8 protein-coding genes and 2 pseudogenes are annotated in these 11,038 nt (G+C 61.6%); 7 read left to right on the top strand and 3 right to left on the bottom strand.

The features are described from left to right. The 3 genes and pseudogenes from MOV61_RS24615 to MOV61_RS24610 all read right to left on the bottom strand — a co-directional run. The coding region (locus MOV61_RS24615) for a DUF882 domain-containing protein (protein WP_408962426.1) at positions 1–857 on the bottom strand (857 nt) is incomplete at its 3' end. Positions 858–1,045: 188 nt separating this feature from the next. Then, a pseudogene (locus tag MOV61_RS30620) lies at positions 1,046–1,222 on the bottom strand (helix-turn-helix domain-containing protein); the annotation flags it as partial. Positions 1,223–1,419: 197 nt separating this feature from the next. Further along, positions 1,420–2,608: pseudogene (locus tag MOV61_RS24610) on the bottom strand (sigma-54-dependent transcriptional regulator); the annotation flags it as partial. Between the two features lie 151 nt (positions 2,609–2,759). On the opposite strand from MOV61_RS24610, the gene MOV61_RS24605 reads away from it, so the two are divergent. From MOV61_RS24605 to MOV61_RS24575, 7 genes are all read left to right on the top strand, one after another. Next, positions 2,760–4,616: a M3 family oligoendopeptidase gene (locus tag MOV61_RS24605; RefSeq protein WP_247138475.1), complete on the top strand. Its 1,857-nt coding sequence runs from the start codon at positions 2,760–2,762 to the stop codon at positions 4,614–4,616. 41 nt (positions 4,617–4,657) lie between these two features. Next, positions 4,658–5,833, top strand: a complete 1,176-nt coding sequence (locus MOV61_RS24600; protein WP_247138474.1) for an aminodeoxychorismate synthase component I — start codon at positions 4,658–4,660, stop codon at positions 5,831–5,833. After that, on the top strand, positions 5,818–6,522 hold the full coding sequence (locus MOV61_RS24595; protein ID WP_247138473.1) for an aminotransferase class IV family protein: 705 nt from the start codon (positions 5,818–5,820) through the stop codon (positions 6,520–6,522). Before MOV61_RS24600 ends, MOV61_RS24595 begins: the two co-directional genes overlap by 16 nt. After that, positions 6,523–6,900, top strand: coding sequence for a DUF4440 domain-containing protein (locus MOV61_RS24590; protein ID WP_247138472.1), 378 nt, complete (start codon positions 6,523–6,525; stop codon positions 6,898–6,900). A gap of 243 nt (positions 6,901–7,143) precedes the next feature. Then, positions 7,144–8,595: a homospermidine synthase gene (locus MOV61_RS24585; RefSeq protein ID WP_038545037.1), complete on the top strand. Its 1,452-nt coding sequence runs from the start codon at positions 7,144–7,146 to the stop codon at positions 8,593–8,595. Between the two features lie 193 nt (positions 8,596–8,788). After that, positions 8,789–9,160, top strand: coding sequence for a hypothetical protein (locus MOV61_RS24580; RefSeq protein WP_405029404.1), 372 nt, complete (start codon positions 8,789–8,791; stop codon positions 9,158–9,160). 213 nt (positions 9,161–9,373) lie between these two features. After that, on the top strand, positions 9,374–11,038 hold a 1,665-nt coding region (locus MOV61_RS24575), incomplete at its 3' end, for a bifunctional UDP-sugar hydrolase/5'-nucleotidase (RefSeq protein ID WP_247138471.1).

The raw sequence follows: 11,038 nt of genomic DNA, 5'->3' as shown, positions 1-11,038 counted from the left end.
TCCTCGTCGGCACCGCCGCCGCCGAACAGGAAGGCTAGCAGGTTCGGCTGCCGCTTCCGTTCCGAGCCGTCGCCGCGGATGCCGGCACCGGCGGTGCTGGCGATCTGGATCGAATCGGAGCCGACGCGCCGCTTGTAATCCGCCATCGCCGCTTCGTAGCCGGGAAGCGGCTTGCCGTCGGCGGGAAGATGGATCGTATTGCCGTTCGGGAATATCTGCACCAGTTCCTGGCGCGTCATCCGAGGCCAGGCGCGCACGCCGCCGACATCGAGATGCACGAAGGGCGAACCTGAAGTCGGATAATAGCCGACGCCGCCGACCTGCATCTGCATGGCGAGCCCGCGCAGCGTCGAAAGCTTCACGCCCGGAATGTAGAAGTCCATGGCCTTGCCGAGCATGTGCTGGCTGTTCTTGGCGACACCGGTGTAGCGCGAACGGGTGCGCAGCATGTTGTTGGTGGTGGGAGAACGATAGGCCGAAACCACATGGATATAGTCGGAAGCGCCGGAACGGCGATAGACTTCCCAGACGAGATCGAAGAGCCGCGGGTCCATCCTGGCCGGCTCGTTGCGGCGCCAGTCGCGCAGGAACTGGTTGATCTGGGCGAGGCCCTTGGGATCGAACTTGCCGTTGCGCTTGAAGGTGATGACGGCCTTTTCGCCGGTATGGACGAAATAGAGTTTGAGGCTCTTTTCCTGTGCGGCGGCATCACTTGCGGAGACCGAAAGCACAGGCAGAGCCATCAGCACCAACAGGGCGATGGCCGTAACGCATTTGGTGAGGCCGGCAAAAAACCCGACTTTGCAGCCGCGCCCCTTCTCACCCGAAGGCGTTTCTTTTGCATACTGATCCGGCAAAACGATCCCCGTCCTGTCGACAACGTCCCACGTTGCCTCAAATGACTGTCAATTGCGGTGACACGATGGCAAATGTGCCACACATGTACAAGCTTCTCCCGTATAGTCAACAATTGACTAATCAGAGATTGACAGACGTTGACAGGACATCCTTGCGCGAAGGTTAACACTCGCTAATACATTAGTAATTACGCGGCTTCCTTCAGGGGATCATCCGGATCGATGCCGTAATCCTTGAGTTTACGATAAAGTGTCGAGCGTCCGATGCCGAGCTTGCGGGCAACCTGGCTCATCTGGCCGCGATAGAACTTCAGCGCGAAGCGGATCAGCTCCTCCTCGACATCCGCAAGCTTCCTCACTTCGCCCGTGTCGTCGGTACTGACGATGACGTTTTCCTGGGGATAAGCGGCGGCGAGCATCGCCTTCGCATCCGGCCTGCCGACCCGCCCCTTGTCGTTATTGGCAAATACCGGCGAATCGGCGAGCGCCTCGCGCATGGCGTGATCGGACAAGACACCCGGCGCGGGCATGACGGCGGTCGCCGCCAGTTCCGCCTGCCGGAATTCCGGGATCTGCGCGGCGATCTGCGGAAAATCGTCTTCGGTAAGTTCGTCGCCCTCGGCAAGCACCACCGCCCGGAACACGGCATTTTCGAGCTGGCGGATATTGCCCGGCCAGTCGTAGGCCGTCAGAAGTGCCAACGCGCCGGCGCCGACCGATAGCGTCCTGTTGAGCTTCTGCTCGGTCGAGAACCGCTCGGCAAAGACGCGGGCGAGATGCGGAATGTCTTCCTTGCGGCGACGCAGCGCCGGAATGGTGATCGGGAAGACGTTGAGTCGGTAGTAGAGGTCTTCGCGGAAGCGGCCGGCCCGAACCTCCTCGATCAGGTCCTTGTTGGTGGCCGAGATGAGCCGGACGCTGACCTTCTGGACCTTCGAGGCGCCGACGGTCTCGACTTCGCCCTGCTGCACGGCGCGCAACAGCTTCACCTGCACTTCGAGCGGCAAATCGCCGATCTCGTCGAGGAAAAGCGTGCCGCCGTCGGCTTCGACGAATTTGCCGGTATGTTTTTCAGAAGCGCCTGTGAAAGCGCCCTTCTCGTGGCCGAAGAGGATGCTTTCCACGAGATTGTGCGGAATGGCGCCGCAGTTGACGGTGATAAACGGCTTGCCGGCCCGGTCGCTGTTCGACTGGATAGCTCGTGCGATCATTTCCTTGCCGACGCCGGATTCACCTTCCAGCACCACCGGGATGTTGGAATGGGCGGCGCGCTGGGCGAGGTCGATGACCCGCAGCATGTCGGGGCTTGCCGAGATGATATCGCCGAAACCGACGGCGCCGGCGCGATGGCGGCGGCCGACGCGGGCCTTCGATTCCTTCTGGTCGAGCTTCAGCGCATTGGAGATCGAGGCGCCGATCCGTTCCGGCGACACCGGCTTGACGACGAAATCGAAGGCACCGGCGCGCATGGCCTGCACCACGTATTCGATGCTGCCCTGTCCCGTCTGGACGATGACTGGCGTTTCGACGCCGAGTTCACGGATCGCCGCAAGGAAGGTGAGGCCATCCATTTCCGGCATCATCAGATCGAGCACGATGACATTGATGTCGGTCGCGGTGCGCTTCAGGAACTCCAGCGCCACCAAGCCGTTCTCGGCGAGATGGGCGACATGGCCGTAACGTTCCACCGCATTTTTCAACAGGCGACGCTGAATAGGATCGTCATCGACAACGAGGATTTGCGCAATCATGCTCGGCTCCCAGCAATGGTCATCATGGCCCTTTTAGGCTGTTATGCCGCTGGTTGTGTCAGAAAGCCTTGAACATCCCCTTTTGAGAAAAGCTTGCATTTTAACGGCCGGCAAGGAAAACAGACGCAACAGGTTGAGAAGGAAAAAAGCGATGAGAATGTCCGCCCCCGCCCTCCCCGAAATTCTGGCCGCAACCGCCGCAGGCGCTGCCGCCTCCGACCCGGCGCTCGGTCTTCTGCCGGTCTGGAAGCTTTCGGATCTCTATGCCGCCAAGGATGCCCCGGCTTTTACCGCCGATATGGAGAAAGCCCAGAAACTGTCGATCGCCTTCGAGGAAAAGTGGAAGGGCAAGCTTACCGAAGCCGCGACCAAGACCGGCGCCGGCGGCATCGGCGAGGCGCTCAAGGAATATGAGGCGCTCGACGATCTGCTCGGCAAGATCGGCTCGTTCGCGGGCCTCACCTATTTTTCCGACACGTCGAGCCCTGCCAATGGCAAGTTCTACGGCGACGTGCAGGCGAAGCTGACCGACCTCTCCTCGCACCTGCTGTTCTTTGCGCTGGAACTCAACCGCATCGACGACGCGGTGATGGACGCCTGCATGGACCGCGACCCTGCGGCCGGCCACTACCGCCCGTGGCTGGTCGACCTCAGGAAGGACAAGCCCTTCCAGCTCGAAGACAAGCTCGAACAGCTCTTCCTCGAAAAGTCGATGACTTCTGCTGCCGCCTTCAACCGCCTCTTCGACGAGACCATGGCCGAGCTTCGCTTCGAGGTCGACGGCGAGCAATTGCCGCTGGAGGTCGCCCTCAACATGCTGCAGGAGCCTCAGCCGGAGACCCGCGCCAAGGCAGCCGCAGCCCTGTCGAAAACGTTCGGCGAAAACCTGCGCGTCTTCACCCTGATCACCAATACGCTCGCCAAGGACAAGGAAATCTCCGACCGCTGGCGCGGCTTCGAGGACATCGCCGACAGTCGCCATCTCGCCAACCGTGTCGAACGCGAAGTCGTCGATGCGCTCGCCGAAGCCGTAAAGCAGGCATACCCGCGCCTCTCGCATCGCTACTACGCGATGAAGGCGAAATGGCTCGGCGTGGAGCAGCTGAATTTCTGGGACCGCAACGCGCCGCTGCCGGAAACCCCGAATGCGCTGATCTCCTGGACCGAAGCGAAGGATACCGTGCTCGACGCCTATCGCAGCTTCGCGCCCGAAATGGCCGACATCGCCGGCCGCTTCTTCGAGGAGGAATGGATCGATGCGCCGGTGCGTCCAGGCAAGGCGCCGGGCGCCTTCGCGCACCCGACCGTGCCGTCTGCACACCCCTACGTGCTCGTCAACTACATGGGCAAGCCGCGCGACGTGATGACCTTGGCCCACGAACTCGGCCACGGCGTGCACCAGGTGCTGGCCGGCGACCAGGGCGCCTTGATGTGCCAGACGCCGCTGACGCTTGCCGAAACCGCGTCCGTCTTCGGCGAGATGCTGACCTTCCGCGCGCTGCTCGAAAAGACCACGGACAAACACGAGCGCAAGGCCATGCTCGCCCAGAAGGTCGAGGACATGATCAATACGGTCGTGCGCCAGATCGCCTTCTACCAGTTCGAGCGCAAGGTCCACTCCGCCCGCAAGGAAGGCGAGTTGACCGCCGAGCAGATCGGCGAACTGTGGCTTTCCGTCCAGGGCGAGAGCCTGGGACCGGCTATCAAGATATCGGAGGGTTATGAAAGCTGGTGGACCTATATCCCCCACTTCATCCACTCGCCTTTCTATGTCTATGCCTATGCCTTCGGCGACTGCCTGGTGAACTCGCTCTACGCGGTCTACCAGAATGCCGCTCCGGGCTTCCAGCAGAAGTATTTCGAGCTTTTGAAGGCCGGCGGCACCAAACATCACTCGGAACTGCTGAAGCCATTCGGCCTCGACGCGACCGATCCGTCCTTCTGGTCCAAGGGCTTGTCAATGATCGAAGGTCTGATCGACGAGCTGGAGGCTCTGGACAAGGCTTGAGGCATTCCCTTAATGCACGCCCATGCCCATAATACATTGCCATGAATGAGAAAGCGCCCTTCGCGCTCTTTCGCGACGACCCCGCCGGCCGGAGCCTCGTCTTCGACCGGCCGAAGGAAATCGTCATCGCCCGGACTGCCGCCGAGGTGCTGCCCGCACTTCGGCGCCTGGAAGAGGCGCGCCTCGCCGGTCAGTGGCTGGCGGGCTATATCTCGTATGAGACAGGCTACGTCTTCGAGGAAAAGCTCCGGCCGCTGATCGTCGACGACCGGCCGACGCCGCTGATCGCCATGGGCATATTCGACAAACCCTCGGGCAACAAACATCCGCTCGCCGGACCGCCCGGCACGATCGTGGACGATGGTTCTTCGCAGGGCTCCTTCCTCAGCGAACCGCATGCCGGCTGGGATTTTGCGACCTACCAAGAACGGTTCGACCGGCTTCACCAGCACCTGCGCAACGGCGACTGTTACCAGGCGAACCTGACCATGCCGGTCGCAGCACGCTGGCACGGCGATCCGCTTTCCGCTTTCTGGTCCCTCGTCGCCCGCCAGCCGGTGCGCTACGGCGCATTCGTCGACCTCGGCGGCCCCGTCATCCTGTCGCGTTCGCCCGAACTGTTCTTTTCGGTCGATGCGGATCGTTTCATCGAAACCCATCCGATGAAGGGCACCGCCCCGCGTGGCGCGACCGCAGAGGAAGACGAATCGATCATCGCGGAAATGCTCGCCGACGAGAAGACGCTGGCCGAAAACCGGATGATCGTCGACCTGCTGCGGAATGACATCTCCGTGGTCAGCGAGGTCGGCACGCTGTCGGTTCCGAGGTTGTTCGACATAGAAACCTATCCGACCGTCCATCAGATGGTGAGCCACGTGCGGGCAAAGCTGTTGCCCGAAATCGGCTTTCCGGACATCCTTGCGGCTCTCTTTCCCTGCGGCTCGATCACCGGAGCGCCGAAAATGTGGGCCATGCGCATCCTTGCCGATCTCGAAAGGGAGCCGCGCGACGTCTATTGCGGCGCCATCGGCTGGTGCGATCCGGCAGGCCCGATGCGATTTTCGGTGGCCATCCGCACGATCACGCTTTTCAACGACGAAAAAGCCGTCTTCAATGTCGGCGGCGGCATCGTTTTCGACTCGAAGGCGGAAGCCGAATATGACGAGTGCCTTCTGAAGGCACGCTTTGCGGTGGGCGACCAATGGATTTCTCGCTGATCGAAACAATGCGCTGGGAACCGGGCAACGGCTTGCTCCGAGTGGACCAGCATCTGCGCCGGCTCAGCCGCTCGGCGGACGCATTGGGATTCCGCCAGCCGCCGGCGGATACGCTGAAACAGCTTCAAGCAGCCACCGCCGCCAGCGAGACGCCGCTCCGCGTCCGGCTGGTCATGACCTATCGCGGCAAGATCGAGATCACCACCACGCCGTTCACGCCTCTGCCCGCCGATACGCTCTGGCGGATCCAGGTCGCCAGGACGACGCTTCCCTCTGATGACCCGACCTATCGCCACAAGACCTCCCGGCGAGAGCTCTACGAGGCTGCCCGTGCCGAATTTACACCGGAAGAGGCGGACGAGGTTCTGCTTCTCAACGAGCGTGGCGAGGTCTGCGAAGGCACGATCACCAACGTCTTCGTCGAACAGTCGGACGGCTCGCTGCTGACCCCCGCACTGTCGAGCGGCCTCCTGCCGGGCATCCTGCGCGCCGACCTGATCCGCGAGGGCAAGGCAAAAAGCCAGGTCCTGCGCCTCGCCGACCTCGAAAACCGCCGCTTTTTCATCGGCAATTCTCTGCGCGGCCTGATCGCTGCCGAACTTGTCGCCCAGGCTGCGAGATCGGAGATTCCGGCGGAAGCCCCTCGCCCTGCCGCGCGCGCCGCAAAAATGGCGAGAGCTGGACGATAGATGACCGCGCTAAAACCCCTCGCGGATCATCTGCTTGGGCTCGAGCTTGCCTTGCAGAGCCGCGAGGTCCGCAGCTCCGAACAAAAGCTGCGCGAACTGCTGGCGCCGGAATTCCGCGAATTCGGCCGCTCCGGCCTCGCCTATACGTTCGACGATATCGTCACCCACCTCGTCGCCGAGACCGGACCGGACAACACTTCGATCTCGGATTTCAGCGCCACGATGCTGAGCGACACGATCACGCTCGCCACCTATCGCGGCACCCGCGTCAAGGACGACGGCAGCCAGTTTTTTACCAACCGAAGCTCCATCTGGCGCCTCGACCCCGACGGCAATTGGCGCATGGTTTTCCACCAGGGTACGGCATCAAAACCCTGACCTTGGCCCAGACCGAATACAGGGCTCGCGCCGAGCCCGGCAGCTCTCCGGAAATCCGCAGCCACGCCCGGCGCAATCGAATAACGCCACCGATTCATCCCCGAAAATCGACAGGCTCTTTATTGTGACGAAGTTTTATGATCTAGAGCGCCGCGAATTGCCCGAGTGCAGCCTTTAAATTTCCATTCCACTGCCGAATAAGCGGGGCAGCGGCCCGAGAAGGCCGCGATCAAGGAGAAAGACATGTCAGAGACTACCTATCCGGTTTATGGCGAAATCACCGGTCCGATCGTGATGATCGGTTTCGGCTCGATCGGCCGTGGCACGCTGCCGCTGATCGAACGCCATTTCAAGTTCGACAAGAGCCGGATGGTCGTCATCGACCCGCGCGACGAACCCTCCGACATGGAGATCCTAAAGAAGCACGGCGTCCGTCACATCAAGGAATATGTGACCAAGGACAACTACAAGGACCTGCTGAAGCCGCTTCTGACAGCTGGCGAAGGCCAGGGCTTCTGCGTCAACCTCTCGGTCGACACCGGTTCGCTCGACCTGATGAAACTCTGCCGCAAGCTCGACGTCCTCTACATCGACACGGTCGTCGAGCCCTGGCTCGGCTTCTATTTCGACAAGAACATGAAGAATGCCGAGCGCACCAACTATGCGCTGCGCGAAACCGTTCGGCATGAAAAGAAGAAGAACCCCGGCGGCGCGACCGCCGTTTCCACCTGCGGCGCCAACCCGGGCATGGTCTCCTGGTTCGTCAAGCAGGCGCTGGTCAACCTCGCCAACGACACCGGCCTCAAATTCGACGAGCCGGATCAGCACGACCGCGAAGGCTGGGCGAAGCTGATGAAGAAGCTCGGCGTCAAGGGCGTCCACATCGCCGAACGCGACACCCAGCGCACCAAGCACCCGAAGCCGCTCAACGTGTTCTGGAACACCTGGTCGGTAGAAGGCTTCATCTCCGAAGGCATGCAGCCGGCCGAACTCGGCTGGGGCACGCATGAGGAGTGGATGCCGAAGAACGGCAAGAAGCACAAGAAGGGCAACAAGGCCGCCATCTATCTCGAACAGCCGGGCGCCAACACCCGCGTCCGTTCCTGGTGCCCGACGCCCGGACCGCAGTATGGCTTCCTGGTCACCCATAACGAATCGATCTCGATCGCCGACTATTTCACGGTGCGCGACAAGGACGGCGAAGTAACCTTCCGTCCGACCTGCCACTATGCCTACCATCCGGCCAATGACGCGGTTCTGTCGCTGCATGAGATGTTCGGCAATGGCGGCACTCCGCAGCCGGTCCACCACGTTCTCGACGAGGACGAGCTGGAGGACGGCATCGACGAACTCGGCGTGCTGCTCTACGGCCACGAGAAGAACGCCTACTGGTTCGGTTCGCGCCTGTCGCTCGAAGAAACCCGCCGCATCGCGCCCTACCAGAATGCCACCGGCCTGCAGGTGACCTCCGCGGTTCTCTCGGGCATGGTCTGGGCGCTCGAAAACCCGACGGCCGGCATCGTCGAAGCAGACGAGATCGACTACAAGCGCTGCCTCGAAGTGCAGCTGCCTTATCTCGGCCCGGTCGAAGGTCACTACACCGACTGGACCCCGCTCGACGGCCGCCCGGGCCTCTTCCCGGAAGACATCGACACCAAGGATCCGTGGCAGTTCAAGAACATCCTGGTTCGCTAATCTCGCGAACGGGTTCGCTGACTTCGCGAACGGGTTCGTTGATCCGATAAAACACAATGGAAACCGCCTGCCTCACCGCAGGCGGTTTTTTGCATGTTGAAAGCTCTTGCCTTTTCAAGGCCACATCTTGCGTTACATAGGGCGATGGCGGCAAGGTTTGCCAACCGAAGCCGGACCGAATCGCGGGAGACTGATCATGAAATTTAAAGTGAGCTTTGCGCTCATCGCCGCAGCCAGCTTGACCGCCTGCGTTTCGTCCCCTCCGCCTCAACAGATGGCGGCCGTGCAGCCGCAGGGCGTCGAAGGCAGCTGGGTCGATCCGACCGGCATCGTCTCCTCGTTCCAGGCTGGCACGTTCACCACCCGCTCCAGCGACAGCAACGTGCTTATGGCCTCGGGCACTTACGTCAATGTTTCGCCGACCCTTGTCGAAATCAACATGACGTCGTTCGCGCGTGCTAACCAGCCTCGTCAATCACGCGTCGCCTGCATGCTTGCCAACCCGAACCAGCTCAACTGCACGCTAGATAGCGGCGCCCAGTTCTCGCTCGCCCGCCGTAGCTGAGGCGACGCATCCTCGACCGCACATCGCGACCCCGCTCCGGCGGGGTTTTCGCGTTTTGCGCGCATTCATTTCCCAATGCGCCACTGTCACATTTCCCTTGAACCCACCATCGGTTGATGAAAACATGCCCGCCGGAATGGTTGTCACATTGAAAAACTAGAACAGATAAAAAGGGCGGCACAGCCGGCCGAATTAAGAAAGAGGAGAGATCAGATGAAGAAGACATTGGGGTTCGGGCTGCTGACTGCGTCGGTCATGGCTCTTTCGAGCGGCGCGGCATTTGCCGATTTCGAACTCAATATCCTGCACATCAACGACTTCCATTCGCGTCTTGAATCCATCAATGCGACGGATTCCACCTGCTCGGCCGAGGATGAAGGCAAGGGCGTCTGCTTCGGCGGCGCGGCCCGGCTGCTGACCGCGATCAACCAGACGCGCGACGCGCTGAAGGCTGAGAACAAGAACGTCATCCTCTTGAACGCCGGCGACAACTTTCAGGGTTCCCTCTTCTACACGACCTATAAGGGTGCGGCCGAAGCCGAAGCGCTGAACGCCATGAAGTTCGACGCGATGACCGTCGGCAACCATGAATTCGACGACAGCGACGACGTGCTTGCTACCTTCCTCGATAAGATCCAGTTCCCGGTCGTTACCGCCAACGTCGTTCCGAGCGCCGCCGCCAAGATCGGCAACCGCATCAAGCCGTCGCTGGTGCTGACCGTCGGCGGCCAGAAGATCGGCATCGTCGGCGCCGTCACCAACGACACCGCCGAGATCGCCAATCCCGGCCCGAACATCACCATTGCAGACGACGTCGCCAAGATCACCGAAGCCGTTCAGGGCCTGAAGGCTCAAGGCGTCGACAAGATCATCGCGCTGACCCATGTCGGTTATCCGCGCGACCTCGCGATGATCGCCAAGATCCCGGATGTCGACGTCGTCGTCGGCGGCCACACCCACACGCTGCTCTCGAATGTGGCCAAGGGTGCCGAAGGCCCCTACCCGACCTGGTCGGACAATCCGGGCGGCTACAAGGTTCCGGTAGTCCAGGCTTTCCAGTATTCGAAATATCTCGGCGACATCAAAATCGTCTTCGACGACAGCGGCGTCGTGAAGTCGGCCGAAGGCGAGCCGATACTGATGGATAAGTCGATCACGCCCGATCCGGCCTTTCTGGCTCGGGTTGCCGAGCTGAAGAAGCCGATCGAGGACATGAAAAAGAAGGTCGTCGGCGCTTCCGACGGCGTGATCGACGGCGACCGCCGCGTCTGCCGCGCCAAGGAATGCTCGATGGGCAACCTCGTCGCCGACGCCATACTTGACCGCACCAAGGGCCAGGGCATCACCATCGCTATCCAGAACGGCGGCGGCTTGCGCGCTTCGATCGATGCCGGCGAAGTCACCCAGGGTGAAGTCGTCAGCGTCCTGCCCTTCCAGAACACGCTCGCGACCTTCCAGCTCACCGGTGCCGATGTCGTCAAGGCGCTCGAAAACGGCGTCAGCCAGATCGACGATGGCGCAGGCCGTTTCCCGCAGGTCGCGGGTCTCAAATATTCCTTCGACAAGTCGAAGCCGGCCGGAGCCAAGGTCAGCGACGTGCAGGTCAAGGAAGGCGACAAGTTCGTACCGATCGACCCGGCCAAGACCTACGGCGTCGCCACCAACAATTTCATGCGCGCAGGCGGCGATGGCTACGCCATCTTCAAGACCGGCGGCAAGAACGCCTATGACTACGGCCCGGACCTCGCCGACGTGACGGCGGAATTTGTTGCCGCACACAATCCCTACAAGCCCTATACGGACGGCCGCGTCACCGACCTGACCCCGGCCAGCTATACCCCGCCGGCCAAGCCCGCGCCTGCCGCCCCGCCGGCAGCT

Source organism: Neorhizobium sp. BETTINA12A, from assembly GCF_023006485.1.
GTDB lineage: Bacteria > Pseudomonadota > Alphaproteobacteria > Rhizobiales > Rhizobiaceae > Neorhizobium.
Note: the sequence above shows the minus strand (reverse complement) of the source record. Positions and strands in the feature narration are given on the sequence as shown.

Bases quoted from the DNA above. Each gene is read 5' to 3' on its own strand.
- MOV61_RS24605 (WP_247138475.1), top strand. From the start codon at position 2,760: ATGAGAATGTCCGCCCCCGCCCTCCCCGAAATTCTGGCCGCAACCGCC.
- MOV61_RS24600 (WP_247138474.1), top strand. From the start codon at position 4,658: ATGAATGAGAAAGCGCCCTTCGCGCTCTTTCGCGACGACCCCGCCGGC.
- MOV61_RS24595 (WP_247138473.1), top strand. From the start codon at position 5,818: ATGGATTTCTCGCTGATCGAAACAATGCGCTGGGAACCGGGCAACGGC.
- MOV61_RS24590 (WP_247138472.1), top strand. From the start codon at position 6,523: ATGACCGCGCTAAAACCCCTCGCGGATCATCTGCTTGGGCTCGAGCTT.
- MOV61_RS24585 (WP_038545037.1), top strand. From the start codon at position 7,144: ATGTCAGAGACTACCTATCCGGTTTATGGCGAAATCACCGGTCCGATC.